The sequence below is a fragment of the Stenotrophomonas sp. GL_101 genome (assembly GCF_057835675.1).
Window position 1 is genome coordinate 3,814,776 of sequence record NZ_CM174432.1, and the last position, 24,533, is coordinate 3,839,308.

Annotated in this window: 28 protein-coding genes and 1 other RNA gene; 16 read left to right on the plus strand and 13 right to left on the minus strand. The window is 65.3% G+C overall.

Annotated elements, in window-relative coordinates; genetic code table 11:
* Positions 1 to 34: 34 nt before the first annotated feature.
* From hemW to pepQ, 4 genes are all read left to right on the plus strand, one after another.
* On the plus strand, positions 35 to 1,252 hold the full coding sequence (gene hemW, locus AC3IR9_RS16805; RefSeq protein ID WP_489292134.1) for a radical SAM family heme chaperone HemW: 1,218 nt from the start codon (positions 35 to 37) through the stop codon (positions 1,250 to 1,252).
* 201 nt (positions 1,253 to 1,453) lie between these two features.
* Positions 1,454 to 3,910: a DUF1631 domain-containing protein gene (locus tag AC3IR9_RS16810; RefSeq protein ID WP_489292135.1), complete on the plus strand. Its 2,457-nt coding sequence runs from the start codon at positions 1,454 to 1,456 to the stop codon at positions 3,908 to 3,910.
* Complete coding sequence (locus AC3IR9_RS16815) at positions 3,907 to 4,260, plus strand: PilZ domain-containing protein (RefSeq protein WP_489292136.1); 354 nt, start codon at positions 3,907 to 3,909, stop codon at positions 4,258 to 4,260. The genes AC3IR9_RS16810 and AC3IR9_RS16815 overlap by 4 nt, the downstream gene beginning before the upstream one ends.
* An 83-nt stretch (positions 4,261 to 4,343) precedes the next feature.
* The gene (gene pepQ / locus AC3IR9_RS16820; protein WP_489292138.1) at positions 4,344 to 5,672 is read left to right on the plus strand and encodes a Xaa-Pro dipeptidase; all 1,329 of its coding nucleotides are present in this window, start codon (positions 4,344 to 4,346) and stop codon (positions 5,670 to 5,672) included.
* Positions 5,673 to 5,796: 124 nt separating this feature from the next.
* Here the strand turns inward: pepQ and AC3IR9_RS16825 are convergent, their stop codons facing one another.
* A complete protein-coding gene (locus AC3IR9_RS16825; protein WP_489295871.1) occupies positions 5,797 to 7,125 on the minus strand; it encodes an aminopeptidase P N-terminal domain-containing protein in 1,329 nt (442 codons plus the stop codon).
* A 7-nt stretch (positions 7,126 to 7,132) separates the two neighbouring features.
* Positions 7,133 to 7,681: a UPF0149 family protein gene (locus AC3IR9_RS16830; RefSeq protein ID WP_489292140.1), complete on the minus strand. Its 549-nt coding sequence runs from the start codon at positions 7,679 to 7,681 to the stop codon at positions 7,133 to 7,135.
* Between the two features lie 199 nt (positions 7,682 to 7,880).
* Between AC3IR9_RS16830 and AC3IR9_RS16835 the strand changes: the two genes are divergently transcribed.
* From AC3IR9_RS16835 to AC3IR9_RS16870, 8 genes are all read left to right on the plus strand, one after another.
* Positions 7,881 to 8,102 carry a TIGR02449 family protein gene (locus tag AC3IR9_RS16835; RefSeq protein WP_489292142.1) on the plus strand — a complete coding sequence of 74 codons (222 nt, stop codon included), beginning with the start codon at positions 7,881 to 7,883 and terminating at the stop codon, positions 8,100 to 8,102.
* Positions 8,099 to 8,395 carry a cell division protein ZapA gene (locus AC3IR9_RS16840; RefSeq protein ID WP_489292143.1) on the plus strand — a complete coding sequence of 99 codons (297 nt, stop codon included), beginning with the start codon at positions 8,099 to 8,101 and terminating at the stop codon, positions 8,393 to 8,395. Before AC3IR9_RS16835 ends, AC3IR9_RS16840 begins: the two co-directional genes overlap by 4 nt.
* Before the next feature lie 121 nt (positions 8,396 to 8,516).
* Positions 8,517 to 8,701, plus strand: a non-coding RNA gene (gene ssrS, locus AC3IR9_RS16845) — 6S RNA.
* A 79-nt stretch (positions 8,702 to 8,780) separates the two neighbouring features.
* On the plus strand, positions 8,781 to 9,383 hold the full coding sequence (locus AC3IR9_RS16850; RefSeq protein WP_489292144.1) for a 5-formyltetrahydrofolate cyclo-ligase: 603 nt from the start codon (positions 8,781 to 8,783) through the stop codon (positions 9,381 to 9,383).
* Between the two features lie 8 nt (positions 9,384 to 9,391).
* Positions 9,392 to 9,868: an EVE domain-containing protein gene (locus AC3IR9_RS16855; RefSeq protein ID WP_489292145.1), complete on the plus strand. Its 477-nt coding sequence runs from the start codon at positions 9,392 to 9,394 to the stop codon at positions 9,866 to 9,868.
* A gap of 25 nt (positions 9,869 to 9,893) precedes the next feature.
* The gene (gene rpiA, locus AC3IR9_RS16860) at positions 9,894 to 10,541 is read left to right on the plus strand and encodes a ribose-5-phosphate isomerase RpiA (RefSeq protein ID WP_489292147.1); all 648 of its coding nucleotides are present in this window, start codon (positions 9,894 to 9,896) and stop codon (positions 10,539 to 10,541) included.
* Positions 10,542 to 10,592: 51 nt separating this feature from the next.
* Positions 10,593 to 11,042: a DUF192 domain-containing protein gene (locus AC3IR9_RS16865; RefSeq protein WP_489292148.1), complete on the plus strand. Its 450-nt coding sequence runs from the start codon at positions 10,593 to 10,595 to the stop codon at positions 11,040 to 11,042.
* An 83-nt stretch (positions 11,043 to 11,125) separates the two neighbouring features.
* Positions 11,126 to 11,971: a SirB1 family protein gene (locus AC3IR9_RS16870; protein WP_489292150.1), complete on the plus strand. Its 846-nt coding sequence runs from the start codon at positions 11,126 to 11,128 to the stop codon at positions 11,969 to 11,971.
* A 60-nt stretch (positions 11,972 to 12,031) separates the two neighbouring features.
* On the opposite strand, the gene AC3IR9_RS16875 is transcribed toward AC3IR9_RS16870, so the two are convergent.
* Entirely contained in the window at positions 12,032 to 12,223 is a 192-nt protein-coding gene (locus AC3IR9_RS16875) for a rubredoxin (protein ID WP_489292152.1), read from the minus strand.
* 72 nt (positions 12,224 to 12,295) lie between these two features.
* On the opposite strand from AC3IR9_RS16875, the gene thiE reads away from it, so the two are divergent.
* Both thiE and hemL read left to right on the plus strand, forming a co-directional pair.
* The gene (thiE, locus tag AC3IR9_RS16880; RefSeq protein ID WP_489292153.1) at positions 12,296 to 12,931 is read left to right on the plus strand and encodes a thiamine phosphate synthase; all 636 of its coding nucleotides are present in this window, start codon (positions 12,296 to 12,298) and stop codon (positions 12,929 to 12,931) included.
* Positions 12,932 to 12,946: 15 nt separating this feature from the next.
* Complete coding sequence (gene hemL / locus AC3IR9_RS16885; protein WP_489292155.1) at positions 12,947 to 14,236, plus strand: glutamate-1-semialdehyde 2,1-aminomutase; 1,290 nt, start codon at positions 12,947 to 12,949, stop codon at positions 14,234 to 14,236.
* An 85-nt stretch (positions 14,237 to 14,321) separates the two neighbouring features.
* Here the strand turns inward: hemL and azu are convergent, their stop codons facing one another.
* Positions 14,322 to 14,780: an azurin gene (azu, locus tag AC3IR9_RS16890; protein WP_489292156.1), complete on the minus strand. Its 459-nt coding sequence runs from the start codon at positions 14,778 to 14,780 to the stop codon at positions 14,322 to 14,324.
* 113 nt (positions 14,781 to 14,893) lie between these two features.
* Here azu and AC3IR9_RS16895 point away from each other — a divergent pair, with 113 nt between their 5' ends.
* Positions 14,894 to 15,508, plus strand: coding sequence for an HAD-IA family hydrolase (locus AC3IR9_RS16895; protein WP_489292157.1), 615 nt, complete (start codon positions 14,894 to 14,896; stop codon positions 15,506 to 15,508).
* A 145-nt stretch (positions 15,509 to 15,653) separates the two neighbouring features.
* On the opposite strand, the gene AC3IR9_RS16900 is transcribed toward AC3IR9_RS16895, so the two are convergent.
* Complete coding sequence (locus AC3IR9_RS16900; protein WP_489292158.1) at positions 15,654 to 16,883, minus strand: acetylornithine transaminase; 1,230 nt, start codon at positions 16,881 to 16,883, stop codon at positions 15,654 to 15,656.
* Positions 16,884 to 16,948: 65 nt separating this feature from the next.
* Here AC3IR9_RS16900 and AC3IR9_RS16905 point away from each other — a divergent pair, with 65 nt between their 5' ends.
* The gene (locus tag AC3IR9_RS16905; RefSeq protein WP_489292159.1) at positions 16,949 to 17,821 is read left to right on the plus strand and encodes an ion transporter; all 873 of its coding nucleotides are present in this window, start codon (positions 16,949 to 16,951) and stop codon (positions 17,819 to 17,821) included.
* A gap of 54 nt (positions 17,822 to 17,875) precedes the next feature.
* On the opposite strand, the gene AC3IR9_RS16910 is transcribed toward AC3IR9_RS16905, so the two are convergent.
* From AC3IR9_RS16910 to AC3IR9_RS16945, 8 genes are all read right to left on the minus strand, one after another.
* On the minus strand, positions 17,876 to 18,868 hold the full coding sequence (locus tag AC3IR9_RS16910; RefSeq protein WP_489292161.1) for a YiiG family protein: 993 nt from the start codon (positions 18,866 to 18,868) through the stop codon (positions 17,876 to 17,878).
* Positions 18,869 to 18,948: 80 nt separating this feature from the next.
* A complete protein-coding gene (locus tag AC3IR9_RS16915) occupies positions 18,949 to 19,767 on the minus strand; it encodes an SDR family oxidoreductase (RefSeq protein ID WP_489292162.1) in 819 nt (272 codons plus the stop codon).
* A 726-nt stretch (positions 19,768 to 20,493) separates the two neighbouring features.
* Positions 20,494 to 20,922, minus strand: coding sequence for a hypothetical protein (locus AC3IR9_RS16920; RefSeq protein ID WP_489292164.1), 429 nt, complete (start codon positions 20,920 to 20,922; stop codon positions 20,494 to 20,496).
* 147 nt (positions 20,923 to 21,069) lie between these two features.
* A complete protein-coding gene (locus AC3IR9_RS16925; RefSeq protein ID WP_489292165.1) occupies positions 21,070 to 21,693 on the minus strand; it encodes a hypothetical protein in 624 nt (207 codons plus the stop codon).
* Between the two features lie 93 nt (positions 21,694 to 21,786).
* Positions 21,787 to 22,347 carry a hypothetical protein gene (locus tag AC3IR9_RS16930; protein ID WP_489292166.1) on the minus strand — a complete coding sequence of 187 codons (561 nt, stop codon included), beginning with the start codon at positions 22,345 to 22,347 and terminating at the stop codon, positions 21,787 to 21,789.
* Positions 22,344 to 22,820 (minus strand): hypothetical protein, encoded by a 477-nt coding sequence (locus tag AC3IR9_RS16935; protein WP_489292168.1) that lies wholly within the window; start codon positions 22,818 to 22,820, stop codon positions 22,344 to 22,346. The genes AC3IR9_RS16930 and AC3IR9_RS16935 overlap by 4 nt, the downstream gene beginning before the upstream one ends.
* Before the next feature lie 231 nt (positions 22,821 to 23,051).
* Positions 23,052 to 24,139 (minus strand): IS3 family transposase gene (locus AC3IR9_RS16940; RefSeq protein WP_489290575.1). Its coding sequence is split into 2 segments (ribosomal slippage): positions 23,052 to 23,887 and positions 23,887 to 24,139, totalling 1,089 coding nucleotides; the frame shifts between segments, so codons are not numbered across the junction.
* A 48-nt stretch (positions 24,140 to 24,187) separates the two neighbouring features.
* On the minus strand, positions 24,188 to 24,526 hold the full coding sequence (locus tag AC3IR9_RS16945; protein ID WP_489292169.1) for an RHS repeat domain-containing protein: 339 nt from the start codon (positions 24,524 to 24,526) through the stop codon (positions 24,188 to 24,190).
* Positions 24,527 to 24,533: the final 7 nt, after the last annotated feature.

Sequence of the window (24,533 nt, forward strand, 5' to 3'; positions counted from 1 at the left end):
AGCCGGCCAGCGGCCGGCACTACCGATGAATACCATGGCCCAGACACACGACCACTGCTCCCACCTGCCCGGCGAACACTGCGACGATGACCACGCGCCGCGGTTGGTTCCGCCGCCGCTGGCGCTGTACGTGCACCTGCCGTGGTGCGTGCGCAAATGCCCGTACTGCGATTTCAACTCGCATGCGGCCAAGGGCGAACTGCCGTTCGATGCCTATGTGGATGCGTTGATCGCCGACCTCGACCAGGACCTGCCGCTGGTCTGGGGCCGGGTGGTCAGCAGCGTGTTCTTCGGCGGCGGCACGCCCAGCCTGTTCCCACCGGAGGCGATCGACCGCTTCCTGCAGGCCGCCTCGGCGCGCCTGCGCTTTGCGCCGAACCTGGAAGTGACCCTGGAAACCAACCCGGGTACCGCCGAGCACGGCCGCTTTGACCGTTACCGCGCCGCCGGGGTGAACCGGATCAGCTTCGGCATCCAGACCTTCAACGATGACGCGCTCAAGCGGCTGGGTCGCATCCACGACAGTGGCGAAGCCGAACGCGCGGTGAAACTGGCCCAGGACGCTGGCTACGACAACTTCAACATCGACCTGATGTACGCGTTGCCGCAGCAGACCCTGGCCCAGGCCGAACATGACCTGGAACGCGCCTTCGCGCTGCAGCCCACGCATATGTCGCATTACCAGCTCACCCTGGAGCCGAACACGGTGTTCTTCGCGCGGCCACCGCAGGGCATCCCCGACGAGGATTCGGCGTGGGACATCCAGGAGCATTGCCAGCGCCTGCTGGCTGACGCCGGTTACGCGCAGTACGAAGTCAGCGCCTACGCCCAACCGGGCCGGCAGAGCGCGCACAACCTCAATTACTGGCGCTTCGGCGATTACCTGGGCATCGGTGCCGGCGCGCACGGCAAGATCAGCAGTGGCGCCGAGCAGCACGTGCTGCGCCGCTGGAAGCACAAGCACCCGCAGACCTTCATGGACAGCGCCGGCACGGCCGCCTCGATCGGCGGCGATGACGTGATCGATGCGCAACGCCTGCCGTTCGAGTACATGCTCAACCTGCTGCGCCTGCACGAAGGCTTCAGCCTGAAGGATTTCGAATCACGCACCGGGCTGGATCGCGCGCGCATAGCCGCGCCGCTGCAGGCGGCGGTCGAGCGTGGCTGGATGACCCTGGAAGGCATGCGCGCCCAACCGACCGAGCTGGGCCGGCGCTTCACCAACGACGTGGTCGAACTGTTCCTGCCGTAGAGCCGACCGTTGGTCGGCTGCCGTTGGTCGGACGCCGATAGCCACATGGAGCAGCCGACCAACGGTCGGCGCTACGTTGGTGGAAAGCAGCCGACCAACGGTCGGCTCTACGCCGGGGATGCGTGTCGGGGTATTCCTTCTGGCGGCGGCAGGGCGAAACCGTTAGATTCCGTGTTCTCAGGGGAGCCGGAACCACAACGGATGTCTGCGTCCGCACCTTCATCAGCCGCACCCGACCTGGCCCGTTTCGCCGACGTGCCGGCGCCACCGCGCGTGCGACGCCTGCTGGCCGCCCTGCACGCCCTCGCCGCGCAGACCCTGGCCAACCCGTTGAAGCTGACCATCGTCGAGCTGGAGCGTGAGCTGTTCCGCGACGCCGAGCGCGCGCGCAACAGCCAGATCCAGGCCGACATCTACGCCCAGACGCGGCGCCTGCACGAAGTCAACGCGCAATTCGCCCCGTGCTTCCTGGATGAACTGGGCAAGGTGTTGGCCAGCCTGCACGCGCCACGCATCAAGCACGTGCCGGTAACGGCGGCCGCCTCGATGACGGCCAATACGCTGACCCTGGTGGCCGACACCGACATCGACCGCGACATCGTGCTGGTGGACATCACCCGCCGCGAATCGCAACGCTCGGCCAGCGCGCTGCAGCTGCTGGGCCAGCGCTTCGGCGTGCTCGCCGCCGGGCCGGAGTTCGAGGTCGACGACCTGCCGTTCGGGCCCTATGTGGCGTGCCGGATCCTGCGCGAACTGGGCGAGCGGTTCGCGCTCGGGATGGAAACCCAGCTGGCGCTCTACCGCGTGTTCGACCGCCAGGTGATCGACCGGCTGGGCGAACTGCTGGAACGCGCCAACATCCTGCTCGGCCACGAAGGCATCCTGCCCGGCCTGGTCTACACCCCCTATCTGGCACGCTCGGCGACCACGCGGCGCATCGTCACCGGCGCCGAGCGCGCGGCCGCCCCGCGCGAAGGCGGCAAGGTGGTCCGGCCGCTGACCGGTTGGAGCGGTTCGGCCCAGAGCAGCGGCTGGGCAGCGCTGACCAACGAGGCGATGGCCGACCTGCCCGCCTCGCTGCGCGCGGCCGGGGCCGGGGCCGCAGCGATGGTCGCCCCGTCAGCGCCGGCCGGTGCGGAGGCAGCTGCCGACAGCCCGGTGCAGGACCTGGCAGCCCCGGCGATGTCGGCCCTGCACCAGTTGCTCGACGCGGCGCGCCATGCCAGCACCGGTGGCCTTGCGCCCCCTGCACACGCGGAGGCCGGCGCAGCGCCCGGCACCCCGCCGACCGCCGCCGACGGATCCACCCCAGCGCCCGCGCCGATGGCACCGGCGGTCGCCATCGCCAGCGAGACCGTGCACGCCACCCTGGCCAAGCTGCAGTCGCAGAGCGTGGGCCATGGCAGCGCCCGCCGCAGCATGTCCGACCTGCACAACGCGCTGCTGGCGCAGATGCGGGCCGACCACGGCGCGCAGGCTGCGCTGACGGTCAAGGACAACGACACCTTCGACCTGCTCGACATGCTGTACGGGCAGATCCAGCGCGAAGTGCGCCCCGACGCGGCGGCCGCCGAGCTGCTGGCCCGCCTGCAGGTACCGGTGGCGCGCGCCGCGCTGTCGGACCCGGCGTTCTTCGTGCGCGACCAGCACCCTGCGCGCGAGCTGCTCAACGCGGTCGCCGAAGCCGGGGCGAACTGGCTGGGCGCAGAGGACATCGACCCGCAGCTGGTGCAGAAGCTGGGCCGCGCGGTTGACCAGGTGGTCAACGACTACCAGGGCGATGCGGCGGTGTTCGAGACCGCCAACGAAGACATCCAGCAGCATTTCCGTGCGCTTGCGCACAAGGCCGAACTGGCCGAGCGCCGCCATGTCGATGCCGCGCGTGGCAAGGAGCGGCTGGAATCGGCCAAGCAGCAGGCCAGCGCCAGCATCGAAGACCTATGCGCCCAGGCGGCGCCGCCGCGCTTCGTGCAGTCGCTGCTCAAGCAGGCCTGGTCGGACGTGCTCACCCTGACCCTGCTGCGCAGTGGCGAGGACTCCGAACAATGGCAGCAGCGCCAGCAGGAAACCGTGCGCATTGCAGAGGTCACCTGCCAGGCACCGGGCAGCGCGCCCGGCGATGCCGAACTGGGCGGCCAGGTGGAGGCGGCACTGCTGCAGGTGGGCTACCACCAGGATGAAGCCGCCGCGATCGCCCGGCGCTTGTCCACCCCGGGTGGCGAGGACGACGGCAGTTCACGTACCGAACTGACCGCGCGGATCCGCGCCCGCACCCGGCTGGGTGAGCAGGCCGAGGGCAACGAGTCCCGCAAGGTCGCGCCGCTGGCGCGCAGCGTGGCCGAGGAAGACTGCTACCGCCAGCTGCGCACGCTGCCGTTCGGCACCTGGTTCGAGTTCACCACCAACCAGCAGGGCGACCTGCGCCGCCAGCGCCTGTCCTGGTACAGCCTGCTCACCGACAACGCGTTGTTCGTCAATCCGCGTGGGCAGAAGGTCGGCGAGCATTCACTGGATGCATTGGCGCGCTTGATGGCGCATGGCCAGCTGCGCATCGTCGGCGAGGACAAAAGCCGCCTGATCGACCGCGCCTGGCAGGCCACGCTACGTACGCTGCGGTCGCTGGCCGGCAGCAGCGCTGACGGAGAGACCCCCGCATGAGCACCGAAACCGACACCCGCCGCGCCCCCCGCCGCCAGGTGGCCGAACTGGTCCCGGTCAGCGACATGCTGGCCGAAACCGTGGTCGGCCGGCTCGGCAACGTGTCCGAGACCGGCATGCTGATGCTGGCCTCGGTACCCATGCACGACGACGCGCTGTACCAGCTGCAGTTTTCCATCCCCGGGCCGCAAGGCCAGCCGCTGGCGCTGGACGTGGGCGCGCACCTGCTCTGGAGCGAGCAGACCCATGCCCCCGGCCAGGCCTGGGTGGGCTTCCGTTTCCTCACCCTCAGCCGCGAGCATCGCGAGCGGCTGCGGGCCTGGATCGCGCAGGAAACTTCGGCGGCCTGAGTGCCGGTTCCGGCACAGCACCGCGCGGCCGATTGCGGCAGAATCAGGGGCTGCATTCCGCACTGTCCTACGAGTCTTCCGCGATGAACCAGCCAGACCTCGGCGCCCTGTACTCCCACCACGTCAGCGTGCTGCGCAGGCGCGCGGACGAAGCGCTGGCGCGCGGCGGTTTCGACCACCTGGTGATTCCCAGCGGCACCCCGCATTACCAGGCGTTCGACGACCGCGACTACCCGTATGCGGTCAACCCGAACTTCAAGGCCTGGCTGCCGCTGACCAAGCTGCCCAACAGCTGGCTGGTATACACCCCCGGACAGCGCCCGACACTGATCTTCCACCAGCCGTTCGACTACTGGCACGTGGTGCCCGATGCCCCCAACGGGTGGTGGGTGGAACAGGTTGACGTCCAGATCATCCGCACGCCCGAGCAGGCCTTGGCGCTGCTGCCCAAGGACGCCGCCCGCTGCGCGATCCTCGGTGAGCCGCAAAGCGCGCTGGGTACGTTCATTCCCAACAACCCCGCCCCGGTGCTGGACTATCTGGACTGGCAGCGCGGCTACAAGACTCCGTATGAAATCGCGCTGATGGGTGAAGCGCAGCGCCTGGGCGTACGCGGCCACCGTGCCGCCGAAGCGGCATTCCGCGCCGGCGCCGACGAATTCAGCATCCACATGGCGTACTGCAGCGCAGTCGGCCAGGATGCCAATGAGCTGCCATACGGCAACATCATCGGCCTCAACGAACACGCCGCGGTGCTGCACTACACCGACCTGGGCCGCACCGCGCCCAGCCCGCTGCGCAGCTTGCTGATCGATGCCGGCGCCAGCGCACATGGCTATGCCAGCGACATCACCCGTACCTATGCGGCCTCCGGCCATGACGAGTTCCAGGCGATGATCGACGCGGTCGACGCCGCACAGCAGCAGATGGCGGCCGGGGTGCGCGCCGGGGTCGATTACAAGCAGCTGCACGTGGACGCGCACTTGTCGCTGATGGGCATCCTGAAGGACTTCGGCGTGCTCAAGGTCTCGCCCGAAGCGGCGCTGGCCACCGGCGTCAGCGCGGCGTTCTTCCCCCATGGGCTGGGCCACCTGATCGGCCTGCAGGTGCATGACGTGGCCGGTTTCGCGGCCAGCGACCGCGGCGGTCGCATCGAGCGCCCGCCGGGCCATCCGTACCTGCGCCTGACCCGTGCGCTGGAACCGGGCATGGTGGTCACCATCGAACCGGGCGTGTACTTCATCGACATGCTGCTGGAGGAAGTGAAGCAGGCCGGCAACGGTGCGAGCATCGACTGGGACCGCGTGGACTTCTTCCGCCCCTACGGCGGCATCCGCATCGAAGACGAGGTGCTGTGCACCGAGGGCGAGGCCAGCAACCTGACCCGCCCGGCGTTCGCCGAAGCCACGTAGAGCCGACCGTTGGTCGGCTGCAGGCGGCACCGAAACATCGTAGCGCCGACCGTTCGTCGGCGGCTCCATGCGGCAATCCGGGCAGCCGACCAACGGTCGGCTCTACGGGTGGTTGTCGCGCGCCTTATGCGCGCTTGGCCATCTCCGCTTCAATCTCATCGGCGCTGCGCGCCAATGCCGCGGTCAACACCTGGTGGCCGCCTTCGGTAATCAGCACGTCATCCTCGGTGCGGATGCCGATGCCGCGCCAGCGCGCTTCCACGCTGCGGTCATCCGCTGATACATACAGGCCCGGCTCGATGGTGAACACCATGCCCGGCTCAAGCATGCGCGAGTCGCCGGCGAGCCGGTAGTCGCCCACGTCATGCACGTCCAGTCCCAACCAGTGCCCGGTCTTATGCCGGTAGAAGCGCTGGTAATGGCCCTCGGCGAGGTTGTCTTCCAGCGTCCCCTTGAGCAGGCCCAGCTGCAGCAGCCCCTCGGTCAGCGTCTGCACCGCCGCCAGATGGCCGGCTTCATAGGCATTGCCGGGCTGCGCCTGCGCAAGGGCAGCAGCCTGTGCGGCGCCGACCAGATCGTGCAGCGCGCGCTGCTCGGCACTGAAGCGGCCGTTCACCGGGAAGGTGCGGGTGATGTCGCTGGCATAGCCGCGGTATTCCGCGCCCGCATCGATCAACACCAGCTCGCCATCGCGCGTACGTGCATTGTTGTCGCGATAGTGCAGGATGCAGCCATTGGCGCCGGCACCGACGATGCTGGAGTAAGCCGCGCACGCATCATTGGCGCGGAACTCACGCTCCAGGTCGGCCTGCAGCGCATACTCGTGGATGCCCGGGTGCGCCACCCGCATCGCCACCCGGTGCGCCTGCACGCTGATATCGGCGGCGCGCTGCATCAGCGCGATTTCAGCACTGGACTTGAACAACCGCTGCTCGTGCAGCAGGTGGCCCAGCTCGAGGAACTCATGCGGCGGCTGCGCACCATGGCGCACCTGCGCGCGTACCTGGTTGACCCAGCCGATCAGCTTGAGGTCGAAGTCGGCATCGCGGCCGAAGTGGTAGTACACCCGCGAGCGGCCTTCCAGCAGCCCGGGCAGGATGTCATCCAGGTCGTCGATCGGGTACGCATCGTCCATGCCGTACTGCGACACCGCGCCTTCCTGCCCGGCGCGCGCACCGTCCCAGGCTTCGCGGTCGGCATCGCGCTCGCGGCAGAACAGGATCACCTCGCCGTGGCGTCGGCCCGGAATCAGCACCAGCACCGCATCCGGTTCCGGGAAGCCGCCCAGATACCAGAAATCCGAGTCCTGGCGGAACGGATAGTGGGTGTCCAGGCTGCGCACCCGCTCGGATGCGGCCGGCAGCACCAGGATCGCGTCGTCGCCAGCCATTTCCATCAGCTGGCGGCGGCGACGGCTGTATTCGGCGGCGGAGATGCCGGTCAGCTGCCGGATATCCATCTCAGTTCAAGCGCTGCCGGTGGCGCGCGGCCATCACGCAGTCGCCGTGCAGCAGCAGCACCGCCACGCGGATGAACTCTTCGATTTCGGCCAGCGCGTCTTCGTCGTCCTCGTTGCCGCTTTCGAAGTCTTCGCTGGAGGCCTGGGCCAGTTTGGCCAGGTCGTTCAACCCTTCTTCACCCTCTTCGGACAGGGTCGGGCGGGTGCTGCCCGAGCCCAGCCCGAAGCCGCCCAGGAACGCGCGTGCCCAGGTGAACAACGCATCGGCCTGCGCGGCGGTGTCGCTGGCGTCGCTGAGCAGCAGTTCAAAGGCGAAATCGCGGTCCTCAAGCTGTGCCACGCTGGCCTCCAGCAAGCGCGACAGCGCGTCGCCCTCGGCCGGGGTCTGCAGGTTGTCATCGGCCAGCACCCGCGCCGGCCATTCGCGCACCGGCGCACCGCCGGCGGACAACCAGCCACACAGGCCGCCGTGCAGTTCAGCGGCATTGGCGCCCAGGCCCAATGCCTGGCTGGCCTGGTTTACCTCGTCAACACTGGGAAGTTCGGTCATCTTGGGGCTCGATCGGGAAAAGGCGCCCGGGGCCACCCATGGCGGCGCTCTGGCAGCGTCACAGTGTAGCAATCCGGCCGTACGCTTCGGGTCGTGATCGAGGCGACGCCGGTTGCCGCCAGCGGCCAGGCGCCCCGCGACGCCCTCCCGGCCATTATTTGCTTGACCGCCTCCACTGCCCTTGCCTATGGTGCCGAACATGGAACCTTCCGACGCCATCGCCCAATTGCAGGCCTTCGCCGCCCGGGTGGAGGCATTGCTGGAACGCAACCAGCGCCTGGCCGAGGAGAACCGCAGCCTCCGTCACCAGCAGGAACACCTGGTCACCGAGCGCTCGCAGCTGCTGGCCAAGAACGAGCAGGCCCGTTCCCGGGTGGAAGCGATGATCACCCGCCTCAAATCCCTGGAGCAGCACACATGAGCCAGACCGAACCGGTCAGTGTCCGCATCCTGGACCGTGAATACACGGTGGGCGTGGGCCCGGAAGAACGCGAAAGCCTGACCGCCGCGGCCAGGCTGCTGGAGGCGAAGATGCGCGAGATCCGCGGCAGCAACCGCATGGCCGCGGTGGACCGCGTGGCGGTACTGGCCGCTCTGAACCTGGCCCACGAACTGCAGCAGCTGCGCGATGAGCATGCGCGCCAGGCCATTGCCCTGCAGCAGACCCTGGGCGATCTGAACCGGCGTCTGGACCGGGCGATCGACGGGACCTGATGCGCGATGGGGTCATTCCCCGTGGCGCGATGAACACGCGCCGGTCATCGATCTGAATTCAGGTGTAATCCGACCGACGAACGGCCTACCCCTCGGCGTGCGCTTGGCTATAATGGCGACGCGTTCTCTGCTGTGAACGACGGCGTGTGCAAACATTCGCCTTGTCCCTTAATTACGACCACGGGTGCGCGACGGCGCCGGGAGTGCAGGTCCGCCTTGTAGCGGGAAGCCCGAAGGAACCCCAGCGTACCCACTTGAACCCCGGGTTCAAGGTCGTTTCGCACGCATCGTCACCGCGGAGAATGCAGTCTTCCTGCAAGAGCGACGCCCCATCGGGACGTCGCTCTTGTTTTATCCGCGCCCGTACCCCGCTCCGGACCCAGGCATGACCGACCCGCGCTCCGCACTGCGCCAGCAGCTGCGCCAACGCCGCCGCGACATTCCCGCCGTGCAGCGCCTGGCCGCTGCCGAGCAACTGGCCGATGCCCTGCTGCAACTCCCCTTTGCCCCCACCGAGGGCTTCGTTGCCGGGTACTGGGCGATGGATGGCGAGATCGCGCTGCACCGCTGGCAGATGCAACTGCCCGACCGACTGCAGTACTGCCTGCCGATCCTGGCCGGCGATACCCTGCGCTTCGCGCCGTGGCGGCCAGGCCAGCCGCTGACCGCCAACCGCTATGGCATTCCCGAACCGGACCTGGCCATTGGCGACACTCTGGCGCCCGAACAGATGGCCCTGGTGGTCGCGCCACTGGTCGGTTTCGACGCGTGCGGCCGGCGGCTGGGCATGGGAGGCGGCTGGTATGATCGCAGCTTCGCATTCCGCCAGCAGCGCCCGGCGCCGCCGTGGCTGGTCGGGGTCGGCTTCTCGGTCCAGCAGGTCGATGACCTGCCGGTTCAGCCGTGGGACGTCGCGGTGGATGCGATCTGTACAGAAGCCTCAACCCTTGTTTCCGTACCGACCAACGATCGGTACCTACCGCGATAAAGACACGCATGACCGCACGCAAGCGCTACTGGCTGATGAAGTCCGAACCGGATGCCTTTTCCATCGACGATCTGCAACGCGTGGGCCGCGAGCCCTGGAACGGCGTGCGCAACTACCAGGCGCGCAATTTCATGCGCGACGGCATGAAGATCGGCGACGGCGTGCTGTTCTACCACTCCAATACCAAGGTGCCCGGCATCGTCGGGCTGGCCACGGTGGCCAGCGAGGCCTACCCGGACGAGACCCAGTTCGATGCGACATCGGACTACCACGACCCCAAGGCCACCCGCGAGGAACCGCGCTGGCTGCTGGTCGACGTGGCCTTCGAGCGCAAGCTGCGCGACACCATTTCGCTGGACCAGATCAAGCTGCATGCCGATGCGCTGGGCGAGGGTTTCCCGCTGACCGCGCGCGGCAACCGCCTCTCGATCCTGCCGGTGACAGCTGCGCAGTGGAAGCTGCTGCTGTCGCTGGAAAAGCACTGACCCTTTCCCTCACGAGTTTCCCGTCATGTCCGAAGCCAAGCGCCTGGCTGCAGAAAAAGCCCTGGAATACGTCGAAGACGGCATGATCGTCGGGGTCGGCACCGGGTCTACCGTTGCCTACTTCATCGATGGCCTTGCCCGCATCAAGCACCGCATCAAGGGCACCGTGTCCAGCTCCGAGCAGAGCACCGCGCGCCTCAGGGAACACGGCATCGAGGTGATGGAGCTCAACCACACCGGCAACCTGTCGCTGTACGTGGATGGCGCCGACGAGTGCGACGGCAACAAATGCCTGATCAAGGGCGGCGGCGCCGCGCTGACCCGCGAGAAGATCATCGCCGAGGCCAGCGAGCGCTTCGTGTGCATCATCGACCCGAGCAAGCAGGTGCCGGTACTGGGCCGGTTCCCGCTGCCGGTGGAAGTGATCCCGATGGCACGCAGCCTGATCGCGCGCCGCATCCTGGACATGACCGGCGGCCAGCCGGCCTGGCGCGAAGGCGTGGTCACCGACAACGGCAACGTGATCCTGGACATCCACCACCTGCAGATCACCGACCCGGTCCAGCTGGAGCGCGAGCTCAACCAGCTGCCCGGCGTGGTCAGCGTGGGCCTGTTCGCGCGACGCCCGGCCGACGTGGTCATCATCGGCGGCGAACCGCCCCGCGTGCTCTGATTCCGCAGCCGGCCCCTACTGGCCGGCTTCTTTCTTTTCGAGGTAGACCCGATGTCGCTGACCCGCCTGCTGCCGCTGCTGCTCCTGTTGACCTTGACCGGCTGCGCCAGCAGCGGCGCCCGCCATTGGGTGGAACTGAGCGGTGCCCGCTACAAGGTGGAGCTGGCCGTCGACGACGCCAGCCGCGCACGCGGGCTGATGTTCCGCGACCAGATGCCCGCCGACCACGGCATGCTGTTCCTGCACGAGCGTGAAGAGCTGCAGGCCTACTGGATGAAGAACACCAAGATCGCGCTGGACATCCTGTACTTCGACGAACAGCGCCGGCTGGTCAGCCAGCAGCGCGACGTACCGCCGTGCTCGGCCGGCGACCGGTGCCCGCCTTACCCCAGCAGCGGCCCGGCCCGGTATGTGCTTGAACTCAATGCCGGCCAGGCGGAAAAGCTCGGACTGAAGGACGGCACCGAAATCACCTTCGGCCCGGGCATCGCCGACCGGTAGAGCCGACCGTCGGTCGGCTGCCCACCACCATTTTTCACACCGGACAGCTTGAAACCGGTCGCGATTGCCGCCAGTCTGTACCCATGCAGGGGCAGATCACATTGCCGACGTGGGAGTCACTGGCCGAACTGGACGACGAGGCCCTGCCGCTGTTGCCCACCGCGCTGCTGATCGCCCGCGACGAATACCCCGACCTGGACCCGAAGGTCTACGACGCCGTGGTGCAGAGTCACGCCGACCACCTGCGCACCGAAGTGGACACCATCGAACACTGGCCGCTGAAGATCGCCGCAGTCAACCGCCACCTGTTCGACGAACTGGGCTACGGCGGCGACCACGGCGAGTATTACGACCCGCGCAACAGCTACCTCAACCAGGTGTTCGAACGCCGCCTGGGCAACCCGATCTCGCTGGCCCTGGTACAGATGGAAGTGGCCCGCCGGCTGGGTATCCCGCTGGACGGCGTGTCTTTCCCGGGGCATTTCCTGGTGCGGCTGCCGGTGGACGACGGGATGCTGGTGATGGACCCGTTCAATGGCGGCCGCCCGCTGGATGTGGAAGAACTGCGCGAACGCGCACGCTCGCACCTGGGCGGTGAAACCCCCGACGACAGCGTGCTGGCGCAGATCCTGGATGCCGCCCCGGCCCGCGCGATCCTGATGCGCATGTTGCGCAACCTGCATGGCGTGTACGTGGAACGCGGCGAGTGGGATCGCGCCGCGCGCAGTGCCGATCGCCTGCTCAAGCTGGCCCCCGAACAGGACGACGCGCTGCGCGATCGTGGGTTGGCCTACCTGCAGCTGGAGTACCAGGCCGGCGCGCAAAGCGACCTGGGCCTGTACCTGCAACGCAATGCAAAGGCCTCCGATGCGCAGTGGGTGCGCGAGAAGCTGGTGGAAATGGGCGGGCGGACCCCGCGACTGCATTGAAGCGGTAGCGCACGACCGTGGGGCGTGCAGGTAGCGACCAACGGTCGATACCTACCGCCGTCAATCGATCTCGACCATCTCGAAATCATCCTTGGTCACGCCGCAATCCGGGCACGTCCAGGTCTCGGGAATGTCTTCCCAGCGCGTGCCGGGAGCGATGCCTTCTTCGGGCAAGCCCTCCTCTTCCTTGTACAGGAAGCCGCAGACAACGCACATCCAGGTGCGGAAGGTGGTGGCGGTGGCATCGGTCATTGGATAATCACGGCTGGACAAGAACTGGCAACGGCCATTGTCCCACTCCCGTCGTGCTACCGGTAGCCACCGATGAATCCTGCTTCAGCCACCACGCTGCGCCCCAGCGGCGTTTACCTGATCACCCCTGACGAGGCCGACACCGCGCGCCTGCTGGCGCGTACCGCGCCGCTGCTGGCCGCTGGCGTCACCTGGCTGCAATACCGCAACAAGACCGCCGACACCGCCCTGCGCCAGGCACAGGCGCATGCCCTGCAGGCGCTGTGCGTGCAGCACGGCGTGCCGCTGATCATCAACGACGATCCACTGCTGGCCCAGGCCGTGGGCGCGGCCGGCGTGCACCTGGGCGGTACCGATGGCGACATCGGCCAGGCGCGCGGGCTGCTGGGCGCCGATGCCATCATCGGGGCGTCCTGCTACGACCAGCTGGCCAATGCCGAACGCGCCGTGGCCGCGGGCGCCAGCTACGTGGCCTTCGGCGCCTTCTTCCCGACCACCACCAAGGTCACCACCAGCCGCGCCCATCCCGACCTGCTGCGTCAAAGCGCCGCACTGGGCGTGCCGCGGGTGGCCATTGGCGGGCTGACCCCGGACAATGTCGGTCCCATCATCGCCGCCGGTGCCGAGCTGGTGGCCGTGGTCAGCGGTATCTTCGCCGCCGCCGATCCGGTTGCCGCCCAGCGCGCCTACCGCGCCCAGTTCGCGTAATTCCCAGGAAAGCCCATGAACCACGACCAGTCCCACGCCCTGTTCACCCGCGCCCAGGCGCTGCTGCCCGGCGGGGTCAATTCGCCGGTGCGTGCGTTCAAGTCGGTCGGCGGCGAACCGTTCTTCGTCAAGCGCGCCGATGGTCCGTACCTGTACGACGTGGACGGCAACCGCTACATCGACTACGTCGGTTCGTGGGGCCCGATGATCGTCGGCCACAACCACCCCAGCGTGCGCCAGGCGGTCAAACAGGCGGTCGGCGATGGCCTGTCCTTCGGTGCACCGTGCGAAGCCGAAGTGGTGATGGCCGAAACCCTCACCCGGTTGATTCCCTCGTGCGAGATGGTGCGCATGGTCAACTCCGGCACCGAAGCCACGTTGTCGGCGATCCGGCTGGCACGCGGTGCCACCGGGCGCAACCGCATCGTCAAGTTTGAAGGGTGCTACCACGGCCACGGCGACTCGTTCCTGGTCAAGGCCGGCAGCGGCATGCTGACCCTGGGCGTGCCGACCTCCCCTGGCGTGCCGGCCGGCCTGAGCGAACTCACCCTCACCCTGCCCTACAACGATTTCGACGCCGCCACCGCGCTGTTCGCCGAACAGGGCCGCGAGATTGCCGGGCTGATCATCGAACCGGTGGTGGGCAACGCCAACTGCATTCTACCGCGCGAGGGTTACCTGCAGCACCTGCGTGCGCTGTGCACCCAGTACGGCACGCTGCTGATCTTCGACGAAGTGATGACCGGCTTCCGCGTCGCCCTCGGCGGTGCGCAGGCGCATTACGGCATCACCCCGGACCTGAGCACGTTCGGCAAGATCATCGGCGGCGGCATGCCGGTGGGTGCCTACGGCGGCCGTGCGGACCTGCTGTCGCAGATCGCCCCGTCCGGCCCGATCTACCAGGCCGGCACGCTCAGCGGCAATCCGGTGGCGATGGCCGCCGGCCTGGCAATGCTGGAGCTGATCCAGGAACCGGGTTTCCATGATCGGTTGAGCGCGGCCAGCGCGCGCCTGTGCGCCGGGCTCGAAGCGGCCGCGGCCGACGCCGGCGTGGCGGTGACCACCAACCAGGTCGGCGGCATGTTCGGCCTGTTCTTCACCGATCAAAAGGTCGACAGCTACGCCCAGGCCATCGCCTGCGACATCCCCGCATTCAACACCTTCTTCCACGCGATGCTGGAGCGCGGCGTGTTCCTGGCGCCGTCGGCCTACGAGGCCGGTTTCATGTCCAGCGCGCACGATGACAGCGTGATCGATGCCACCATTGACGCCGCGCGCGAGGCGTTCAAGGTGGTCAAGGGCTGATCGAACGCGGTAGGTGACGACCGTTGGTCGTCACATCGTCTACCGACCAACGGTCGGTAGCTACCGGGCGTTTCGCTTTCGGTCTTCAACCGAAAACGAAACGCCCTTTCATCATCGCAAAATGCCCCGGGAACGAGCAGAAGAACGTGTAATCGCCGCCCTTGGCCAGCTTCGCGGTCGAGAAGGTCACGCTGGTGGTCTGCCCGCCGCCGATCACCGGCGTATGTGCCAGCACGCGCGCATCGCCCTTGGGCAGGTAGCTGTCGGCCAGGGTCATGCGCATGCCCGCCATCGCCACCGGCTGATAGTCCGCGCTGCGGGTCAGCACCCAGTTGTGGCCCATCGCCGTGGCGGCCAGCTTGCCGGTGTGGCGCAGGGTCAGCTTGACCTGGCTGCAATCGGCGGCAACCTTGATCTCCTTCTGGGTGAAGCTCATCTGGTCGGTGCTGTCGAGGCTGACCGCGCACACGCGGGCATGGGCAGCCGGGGCCAGCATCAGGCCGGCGAGCAACACGGGGGCAAGCAGTTTCACGGCGATCTCCATCAGGCAGTCCCAAGGATTCTAGACAGCCACCCCGCTGCCCACCTGCGACGCGATGTCGCAGCGCGTGCCCGCAGTGAGGTACGGTCAGCACTGGACCTGGACGAACCTTGCCGATGCCGGTTGCCGTGGACTGCCTGCTGCTGGACCTGGATGGCGTGCTGGTGCGCTATGCGCGCCATCTGCGCGTGCGTCATCTTGCCGCCAGCACCGGCCGCAGCGTTGCGCAGGTACAGGCCGCGTTGTTCGACAGCGGGCTGGAGCAGGCGCATGACGCCGGCCTGGACAGTGCCACGTATCTGCAGCAACTGGGCGAGGCACTGCATACCACGATCGGTATCGATCAGTGGCAGGACGCACGTATTGCTGCCTCCGTGCCACAGACCGGGGTGATCGAACGCGTCGAGCGCATCGCGCGCCGGATGCCGATCGCGATCCTGACCAACAATGGCGCGCTCATGGCCCAGACAATCCCACGCCTCCTCCCTACCCTGGCCGATGCCCTGCACGGGCGCATCCTGTGCAGCGGGGCCCTGGGCTCGCGCAAGCCGGACCCGGCGGTATTCACCCAAGCGATGACGCGGTTGGGCGCGTGCGCCGGGCGCACGCTGTTCATCGATGACCTGTTCGTCAATGTGCGCGGCGCGCGCACGGCCGGCCTGCATGCGGAGACGGCCAACGACAGCCGCAGCGTTGGCAAGGTGTTGCAGCGGTACACCCTGCACCCGTAGAGCCGACCGTTGGTCGGCTGCCGTTGATCAGGGGCCGTTGATCGGTGGCCGGTGGTCGCCTGCCGATCAGAAGCAGCCGACCAACGGTCGGCTCTACGGGCCGGTGTTCAGCGCGACACGATGGACCCGGCGCCGATGCCGGTATCTATCGCGAAGCGACAAACGCGGCAATCGCCGCGCGCAGGCGCTTGAGGCCCTCGGCGATTTCCTCGTCGGTGATGTTCAACGACGGCACGAAGCGCAGCACGTCCGGACCGGCCTGCAGGGTCAGCAGGCCAAGCTCGGCGGCATGGTCGAGGATGGCGCCCGCCTGGCCGGCAAAATCCTTGTCCAGCACCGCGCCCAGCATCAGGCCGCGCCCCCGCACCTGGCTGAACACCTTGAACTCGTCATTGATCCTGCCCAGTCCATCGCGCAGCGCCTGCGACTGGCGGCTGACGTTGTGGGCGATCTCCGGCGAGGACAGCTTGCGCAGCGCCACCCGCGCCACCGCAGCGGCCAGCGGATTGCCACCGAAGGTGGTGCCGTGCGCGCCGAACTGCATCACCTCGGCCACCTTGGGCCCGGCCAGCATCGCGCCGATCGGGAAACCACCGCCGAGGGCCTTGGCCAGGGTCACGATGTCCGGCGTAATGCCGTCCTGCCAATGCGCGAACAGAGTGCCGGTGCGGCCCATGCCGACCTGGATCTCATCGAGCACCATCAACGCATTGTGCTGGTCGCACAGGTCGCGGATACGCTGCATGAAGCCCGGCTTGGCCGGCATCACCCCGCCCTCGCCCTGGATCGGCTCAAGCATCACCGCGGCCACGTCGCCAGCGGCCATCACGGTTTCCAGCTGGGTCTCATCGTTGAAATCGACGTAGCGGAAACCGGCAGGCAGCGGCTCGTAGCCTTCCTGGTACTTGGGCTGCGCGGTGGCAGTCACCGTGGCCAGGGTGCGGCCGTGGAAGCTGCCGCGGAACGTCACGATTACCCGCTGGTGGGCCGGGCGGCCCTGTGAGGAGGCCCACTTGCGCACCAGCTTGATCGCCACTTCATTGGCTTCGGCGCCGGAATTGCACAGGAACACCCGCTCGGCGAAGCGTGAGGCGGTGACCAGTTCCTCGGCCAGGCGCAGCGGCGGCTCGCTGTAGAACACGTTGCTGGTGTGCCACAGCTTGCCGGCCTGTGCGACCAGCGCGGCGGTCAGGTCCGGGTCGTTGTGGCCCAGCCCGCACACGGCGATGCCGGCGGACAGGTCGATGAACTCACGCCCCTGGGTATCCCAGACGCGCGCGCCCTGGCCGCGCTCGAGCACCACCTGGCGCGGCTTGTAGACCGGCAGGTAGTAATGCGACAGGGACAACAGCGGATCGGTGGCAGCGGCGGTCATGGCAGTCAGGGGCTCAGGAAAGTCCCCATTCTCGCGCTTCCACCGGCTGGGGCACAATGCGCCTCATGCGACCGCTCAGTGCCCCCCAGCTCAACCCCGCCACCGAGACCGGCTGGCGCCGGCGTTGGTTCGACATCATCTACCGCCACGACACCCGGCCCTCGCGCAATTTCGACCTGCTGCTGGTGTACGCCATCATCGCCAGCGTGCTGGTGGTGATGCTGGACAGCGTGCAGCGCTTCCATACCGCCCACGCCGACTGGCTGTACGTGCTGGAGTGGGGCTTCACGATACTGTTCACCGCCGAGTACGTGCTGCGCCTGGTGGTGGTCAAACGGCCGCTGCGCTACGCGTTCAGCATCTGGGGGATCATCGATGTCGCCTCGATCCTGCCCACCTACCTGTCGCTGTTCATCCCCGGCGCGCAAAGCCTGCTGGTGGTGCGTGCGCTGCGCATCCTGCGGGTGTTCCGCATCCTCAAGCTGACCCGCTACATCGAAGAAAGCGGCATCCTGATGGAGTCGCTGTGGCGCAGCCGGCGCAAAGTGCTGCTGTTCCTGTTCACGGTGGTGACCATCACGATCATCGCCGGCACCATGATGTACGTCATCGAAGGCCCCAACCACTGCTTCACCAGCATCCCCAGCAGCATGTACTGGGCCGTGGTGACCATGGCCACGGTAGGCTTTGGCGACATCGTGCCGCAGACCGTGCTGGGCCGCTTTGTCACCTCGGTGCTGATCCTGATCGGCTACAGCATCATCGCCGTGCCCACCGGCATCTACACCGCCGAACTGGCCAGCACCATGCGCGATGCCGAACAGGCCGCGCGCCGCGATGCGCGCGGCTGCCCGCATTGCGGGCTGGAAGGACACGAGCCCGATGCCCGGCATTGCCGCCAGTGCGGCGAGAAACTGCCCAAGGTGTTCAACCAGTAGCAGGCGCGGGCCGCCGCTGCCGGCGCGCGGGCGCCGGCAGCGGCCTCGACCGCGTTACTGCCGGTTGCTCTGGAACACCAGCTTGTTGTATTCGTTCAACAGCCGCCCGGCCGAGCCCTGCGCAGCATGCGTCGGCGAATCATGCATGCGCTGTTCGAAGTCGGTGTACGGGGTCTTGTCGACCACGCGCTTGATGCGCTCACGGCCTTCGCGGCGGAACTGCTCGGCCGCGGTTTCAAAACTCTTCCAGTCCATTTTGCCCGGTTCCTGCTCGCCCACCTTGGCATGCGCTTCGTCGGCGATGGTGTTGAACGCGGCCAGTCTGGCGCGGCCCTGGGCCACGTCGAAGTCCTCGTCAGACATGAAGTCCATCAGCGACTTGGCCTCCAGCATGATCGCCAGGCGGTAGTACGTACGGGTGCGGCCTTCCTGCTTTTCCAGTGCCTGCAGCTGCGCCTGCTGGGCGCGGTCGTTCTCGGCATCCAGGGCCGTGCTGAAGGTGTCGCTGGCCTCGGCGAAAGCGACCAGCGCGTCCATCAACGGCGCATGCATCTGCTTGCCGCGCGCGTAGCCATCGTCCTGGTAGTCCTCGCGCTTGTAGTAGTCGTAGGCAGCATGGGTAAGCGGCTGCAGGGTGTGCAGGCTGTCCAGGTAGGCCTTGGCGGCCTTGTCCAGTTCGGCCAGGGCCGGCGCGGCGGCGATGCCGGTGGGAATGGCCGCATCGCAGCTGGCCAGGTCACTGACCTCCAGGTCCGGCGGGCCGATCGGGCGGTCTTCGCGACCGGTCGGCCCGGCCTTGGGATCGTTCATCCAGCCGGTGTAATAGCCGATGCCACGTTGAATGTCCGAATCCACATCGTTGTAGCACTCGATGTAGCCGTTGAGCTTGGCGGTCAGCGCCTGCTCGGCGTCGATGGCGGCGGTATCGGCGGCCGTGCCGGCCGCATCGGCAGCCTCCTTGCCCGCATCGGTGGGTTTGCCGCCGCAGGCGGACAGGACCAGGGCGATCGACACGGCCAGCGCGGCCGTGGAAAGTGCATGTTTCATCAAACGTCTCCGTGATGTAAACGATTCCAGAGACGTAGTGTACCCACCCGGGCCGCGCAGGTAAGCCTTTCGGCAACCGCTCAATCCAGGAACAGGTCCGGCAGCAGTGGATGCGATGGGTCCACCGCATAGCCGCTCAGGTCGGTAATGCCCGCCTGCGCCAGCACCTCGTCATCGAGCAGGAACTGGCCACTGAAACCGGCGGCGTCACGGGTGAGCACCGCGTGCGCCGCATCGGCCAGGATCTCCGGCGTGCGGCAGCCGGCCACGTCGACCCCGGGAATCATGTTGATCGCATCGGTGGCGATGATGGTGCGCGGCCACAGCGCATTGACCGCCACGCCCTGCGGGCCGAACTCGGCGGCCAACCCCAGCGTGACAAAGCTCATGCCCATCTTGGCCAGCGTGTAACCGGTGTGCGGGCCCCACCATTTCGGGTCCAGGCTCGGCGGCGGTGCCAAGGTGAGGATGTGCGGGTTGGGGGCCTGCAGCAGGTGCGGCAGGCAGGCCTGCGCGCACAGGAAGCTGCCGCGCGAATTGACCTGCTGCATCAGGTCAAAGCGCTTCATCGGCGTATCCAGGGTGCCGCGCAGCCAGATCGCGCTGGCGTTGTTGACCAGGATGTCGATACCGCCAAAGGTATCCACTGCGGCGGCCACGGCAGCGCGCACCTGATCCTCTTCGCGGATATCGCACTTCAGCGCCAGCGCCTGGCCACCGGCAGCGGTGACCGCCTCGGCGGCACTGTGGATGGTGCCGGGCAGCTTCGGGTTGGGCACCGCCGACTTGGCCGCGATGGCGATATTGGCGCCGTCGCGTGCGGCACGCAGCGCAATGGCCAGCCCGATGCCGCGCGAGCCACCGGTGATGAAGAGGGTTTTGCCTTGCAGACTGGCCATGCGAATGTCCTCGTTGCGATCACTGTAGATGGGCATTATGCCCAGCAAGGCAGCGCTCCGGTCGGAGCAGCGCCACGATCCGGGCAAGGTCGCCTCCCAAACGACTGCCGACAACGTTGATCAGCGGGGTAACTAGCCCGCCGGCACCTCCCGCATTGCATCCCTGACTGGGTAGGCATACGTCCCCGCAATCAAGATCACAACGCGAATCACGCTGAGGTCACAAACCGTACAAGAAGTCGAAGAACTCCCGCCAGACGTGAGCGACCTTACCCCTCCCTCCAGTACCTAGCACAACAAGAACAGTAGTAATGATTGCAAATGCCAGCAAGGCACATCCGGCGACTATACCAACCCAGCCAGGGAGGAGGTAGAACATCCAAACGCCAAAGCCTATCGCCGCAAGGGCAAGCAGGGCACTTGGAAGATTCATCACGGTATCACCCCACCAACCTCATCGAGAATATGCAACGGGCTCTTGTTCCACTCACTCTTCAAGTGACTCATCACAACTCTCTCAAAACCAGGCTCTCCAGGATCGCCCGGCAATGTACCAAATGGAGCGCGCAGCTCTGAACCGTGAACCAGTCAGGCGCAACCTTTGCGATCTCGGCTCCAACGTCCAAACCCGTCACGATGGTGACAGGTGCAGCAGTTCGTTCTAGGTATCTACGCAAGCCTGGGCGATTCCGGTTCCTCTCGCTCAGCTGTTAATCAGGCCAACTATCAATCCACCTTCATCTGAAAAACACTCTCAATTACGGACGAAATATACTCACAGCGCATCGTTCCGGAGCCTGAACACGCATATAAAAGGCTCATTGCTTCCCGCTGCATCTCACCACCACTTGTCGATGAAAAAACGAAAAACGAAGGCTCGAGATACTCAGACCTTCTCTGCAAGAACTCCTTGCACTCTTCAACAAGGAAGTCGGCACCATGGTCCGCCCATTCAATGTAGCGCTTCCAGAATGCCGGAGGGCTCCAACGTCCAAACTTCTGATCTACCTGCCCCATGAGATCAGACAGCTGATCTGCAAGGCTCGCGACCTCATCTGAATCCAATCGAAGCGCAGCGACTCGACCCGGGTCTGTCATCTGCCAGCAAAAGACCATGAAATCTGCAATGAGCTCCTCCGAGACGCCTGCACTCATGCGTCCTCGATAGAACACCAATCCGCCACTTGCATCTCTCGGCTCAACGCACTCCAAGCTCACCTCATAAAGTCCACTCACGACGACGAAATTCCGCTGACAGCGGACCGTCATCCGGAGCATGATCGAGCGAAGGCTGCGGCACCATCAACGACCGGCCTCCCAGTTCTCCATCATTCCAAGGCGATCTACATCGATGGCATGGAATTTTACTTTTGAATCGCCGCCACCTATCACGTGAAAAACGCCAGTAATACGCAAGTATTCTGGCCCCTTCGCGCGCCCTTTCGCTTCGACCATACTCAGCGCGTCCGCGCCGGAGTAAATTACGATGGACTGGAAAGAATCGCCAGAATCAAGCGCCTCTTTAGTCGGAAAGAGAAGCAATACATCGCCAGCTTGATTAACCCATGCCATCATTGAAATCCTGCGGCCATCAAATACAACTGGATCGGCCAAAATACTGAAAAAAGAAGTCATACAGACGACGGTCGTGGCCGAATTCCCTCGAATCTTGCATGCTCCAGGTTCACCCAAGGCCCGGTCAGTGGAGCTTCGTTGACTAATGCCTTGGCCTTGACAGCCAGCAGCAAGGAGTACAACTGACGAGACAGCAAGCAACCTAAGCGTTGACTTCTTCATCAGGGGAACCTCAAAGAAATAATCCTGCGCTGCGACATAAGAATCACCTGCTTTCGAGACCGCCTTAAGCATTCCACGCAGATCAAACCCCGTGACTGCACTTCTCGGCGCTGAAACATAGGAATTCACGCCAACTTCCTTGGCACGCTCAAGGCCGCCTCGATGGATGTTCCCTTTGCGTCCGCATCGCTGGCGGGCTTCCTCCTTACCCCCGTCGGCACACTACTTCTTCTCGATACCATCCAGCGTCGGCAGGGGAAGAAACCCTTGTGAGTAGTTCATTGTGCAGTTTCCGAGTGCATAGCACTCCTCCACAACCTCATCCAGCGATGGTACTCGCTGCGCTTCCACGATCCGCTCGAATCGACCTGCAACAACTTCCAACGGTGTAATCCCCTCGCCGACAATCACCGGCTTTGATCGCTCAAAGTGAGCGATCACACGGTAGTAGCCGGGCAGATCCATTGTTGGCCCTACTCCCTCCATACGTCCACGCTGGGCGCTGGGGAAAACGAATCCGGACGCCAGATCGTTGCTCTGCGCCGCATCATGACTGGCGAACAGCACACGTGCGCCGAAGCCCGGGTAGTAGAGGACAACAACAACGTCTCTCCCCGCCAGCTTCTCGGGCGAAGTCAGCAGTTGAACCGGGGATACATGGCAAACCCCACCACTCATCCGGTAGGCGCAGACATCTTCGGCGCTGGATACTGCAACGGGTTTCGTTCCTTGGCATCCGGCCAGCGCCAGGACGATCAACCCTAATATCTTGATATTTCTCATTTCACTTCCTTCACCAGTCCGCCAAGCCGCACCATCTTCTCGCCACTCGGGGTCGCCATGACACGTTGATACTGTTCAATACTGAATTCATAAACACGCCCATGATGCACCATGGCAACGTCAATTTCTCGAGAAACTGCAGTAGTCAGATCTCCCCAGTCGGAGAACTTCCCCACGCCATACATCCTACCGCTCACCCTCGATACGGCGACATCTGATGCACTCATGACGGGAGTGTTGGGGTGTGTATGTATCAGACCAATCTCTCCGCCGGCCGTTGCCGGAAGCACTCCGCCCACGCTGGTTGGTAATCCATCACTATGCGCGGCGCCGAAGCGATACCGTCCGCCACCAGCCTTGTAGATGAGTGATGCGATTTCATAGCCCCAACTTTCGGATACCGGCTCTACCATCTTCGCCCAAACTTGGTACATATCAGACTTTGATTCAAACGGCCTGAATGCGTCAGCCACTCTGAGCGCACTGTTCGCTTGCCTTGCCGCTCCAGCCCCTCGGGCACTCGTCTGTAGACCCGCAACTCCTCCGGCTTCACACACGGCACGAATGCGACTGCCTGTGCACTGGCGGCCATCGGGATCGATGTTGGTGTACGGATTTCCATTGGCATAGCGATATCGATTGAACTGTCCGAACCCTTGGTTCAGCGGTAATCCCCCCGCTTTTAGCGGTCGCCAAAAGTGGAACTACGCTGCCAGTGCAAGCTTCTGCATTGGCGTGATGCCGCCGAGCGCCATGTTCGGGCGCTCGTGGTTGTAAGTCCATAGCCAACGGGTGGCGATGTCCTGGACCTGCTGGATGTCATTGAACAGATTGCTGGCAAGCCAAGCGTAACGCACGGTCCGGTTGTAGCGTTCGATGTAGGCGTTCTGCTGAGGATTGCCTGGCTGGATGTAGAGCAGCGCAATGCCTTGCTGCTCGGCCCATGCTTGCAGCGCTCCGCTGATGTACTCGGGCCCATTGTCGCAGCGTATGGCGCGAGGCTTTCCGCGCCATTGAATGATCTGTTCCAAGCTGCGGATAACGCGCGCCGCAGGCAAGGAGATGTCGACCTCCATCGCCAGACCCTGCCGGTTGAAATCATCCAGTACGTTGAGCATCCGGAAGCTGCGTCCATCAGCCAGTTGGTCGTGCATGAAATCCATCGACCAAGTGTGGTTCGCCGCCTTCGGAACCGCTAGCGGCGCCGGCACTTCTCGGACGATGCGCTTACGCGGCTTGATGCGCAGGTTCAGCTCCAAATCGCGATAGATCCGATACACGCGCTTGTGGTTCCAAGCGAAGCCCTTCACGTTGCGCAGGTGCAGGAAGCACAGCCCAAAGCCCCAATCGCGGTAGGCGCTGGTCAGCCTGAGCAACCAGTCAGCGATGATCGCATTTTCTTGGCAGGCCTTGGCCTGATAGCGGTAGCAGGTCTGACTCACCTCGAACGTCCTGCACGCATGAACGATGCTGGTGATGCCTGCCTGGACCGCCAGTCTGGCCATCTCGCGACGCTGAGATGGCCTCACCATTTTTTTGAGAGCGCTTCCTTCAGCAGCTCGGCACTGAGCTGGGCATCGGCGTACATCTTCTTCAGCCGCCGGTTCTCGTCCTGCAGTTCTTTTAGCTGGGACACCATGGACGCATCCATGCCGCCGAACTTGCTGCGCCACTTGTAGAACGTCGCTGAGCTGATGCCATGCTGTCGGCAAAGGTCCGGGACAGGCGTGCCGGCCTCGGCCTGCTTGAGTACGGCGATGATCTGGCTGTCGGTGAATCGTGATTTCTTCATGGGATCTCCTCGGGTTAGGTTACGAGAAAATTCCACTTCTGGCTGCTACTAACCTGCGGGGGGATTACCCAGCGGTATCACCGGATCTGAACTCAAAAACGAGCCCAGTTCCGAATCATAGTACCGCTGCTGCATATACGTCAGGCCTGATGCCGAGTCGGAGACATGGCCCGTGTACCCCGGTCGATCGCCCTTAGCCTCACCGATAACAGCGCCATACGGCTCGTGGGTAGTGCGCTCTATGATCGTCCCGGAAGCATCCGAGAGGGCAACCGGAGAGCCCAACGCATCGGTATGCACATACTGAACGATCTCCTGCGCCGATACGCTCCGCGCACCCAACAGGAGGCCTACAGTCATCAAAAGGCATACATGGATCTTCTTCATCTTCATG

Coding starts and splice junctions, on each gene's coding strand:
- AC3IR9_RS16850 (WP_489292144.1), top strand. CDS start 8,781: ATGACCGACCCGCGCTCCGCACTGCGCCAGCAGCTGCGCCAACGCCGC.
- AC3IR9_RS16920 (WP_489292164.1), bottom strand. CDS start 20,922: ATGAGTGCAGGCGTCTCGGAGGAGCTCATTGCAGATTTCATGGTCTTT.
- hemW (WP_489292134.1), top strand. CDS start 35: ATGGCCCAGACACACGACCACTGCTCCCACCTGCCCGGCGAACACTGC.
- AC3IR9_RS16865 (WP_489292148.1), top strand. CDS start 10,593: ATGTCGCTGACCCGCCTGCTGCCGCTGCTGCTCCTGTTGACCTTGACC.
- rpiA (WP_489292147.1), top strand. CDS start 9,894: ATGTCCGAAGCCAAGCGCCTGGCTGCAGAAAAAGCCCTGGAATACGTC.
- azu (WP_489292156.1), bottom strand. CDS start 14,780: ATGGAGATCGCCGTGAAACTGCTTGCCCCCGTGTTGCTCGCCGGCCTG.
- AC3IR9_RS16855 (WP_489292145.1), top strand. CDS start 9,392: ATGACCGCACGCAAGCGCTACTGGCTGATGAAGTCCGAACCGGATGCC.
- AC3IR9_RS16840 (WP_489292143.1), top strand. CDS start 8,099: ATGAGCCAGACCGAACCGGTCAGTGTCCGCATCCTGGACCGTGAATAC.
- AC3IR9_RS16930 (WP_489292166.1), bottom strand. CDS start 22,347: ATGAGAAATATCAAGATATTAGGGTTGATCGTCCTGGCGCTGGCCGGA.
- AC3IR9_RS16835 (WP_489292142.1), top strand. CDS start 7,881: ATGGAACCTTCCGACGCCATCGCCCAATTGCAGGCCTTCGCCGCCCGG.
- thiE (WP_489292153.1), top strand. CDS start 12,296: ATGAATCCTGCTTCAGCCACCACGCTGCGCCCCAGCGGCGTTTACCTG.
- AC3IR9_RS16895 (WP_489292157.1), top strand. CDS start 14,894: ATGCCGGTTGCCGTGGACTGCCTGCTGCTGGACCTGGATGGCGTGCTG.
- AC3IR9_RS16810 (WP_489292135.1), top strand. CDS start 1,454: ATGTCTGCGTCCGCACCTTCATCAGCCGCACCCGACCTGGCCCGTTTC.
- AC3IR9_RS16910 (WP_489292161.1), bottom strand. CDS start 18,868: ATGAAACATGCACTTTCCACGGCCGCGCTGGCCGTGTCGATCGCCCTG.
- AC3IR9_RS16870 (WP_489292150.1), top strand. CDS start 11,126: ATGCAGGGGCAGATCACATTGCCGACGTGGGAGTCACTGGCCGAACTG.
- hemL (WP_489292155.1), top strand. CDS start 12,947: ATGAACCACGACCAGTCCCACGCCCTGTTCACCCGCGCCCAGGCGCTG.
- AC3IR9_RS16875 (WP_489292152.1), bottom strand. CDS start 12,223: ATGACCGATGCCACCGCCACCACCTTCCGCACCTGGATGTGCGTTGTC.
- AC3IR9_RS16815 (WP_489292136.1), top strand. CDS start 3,907: ATGAGCACCGAAACCGACACCCGCCGCGCCCCCCGCCGCCAGGTGGCC.
- AC3IR9_RS16900 (WP_489292158.1), bottom strand. CDS start 16,883: ATGACCGCCGCTGCCACCGATCCGCTGTTGTCCCTGTCGCATTACTAC.
- AC3IR9_RS16830 (WP_489292140.1), bottom strand. CDS start 7,681: ATGACCGAACTTCCCAGTGTTGACGAGGTAAACCAGGCCAGCCAGGCA.
- AC3IR9_RS16905 (WP_489292159.1), top strand. CDS start 16,949: ATGCGACCGCTCAGTGCCCCCCAGCTCAACCCCGCCACCGAGACCGGC.
- AC3IR9_RS16915 (WP_489292162.1), bottom strand. CDS start 19,767: ATGGCCAGTCTGCAAGGCAAAACCCTCTTCATCACCGGTGGCTCGCGC.
- AC3IR9_RS16945 (WP_489292169.1), bottom strand. CDS start 24,526: ATGAAGAAGATCCATGTATGCCTTTTGATGACTGTAGGCCTCCTGTTG.
- pepQ (WP_489292138.1), top strand. CDS start 4,344: ATGAACCAGCCAGACCTCGGCGCCCTGTACTCCCACCACGTCAGCGTG.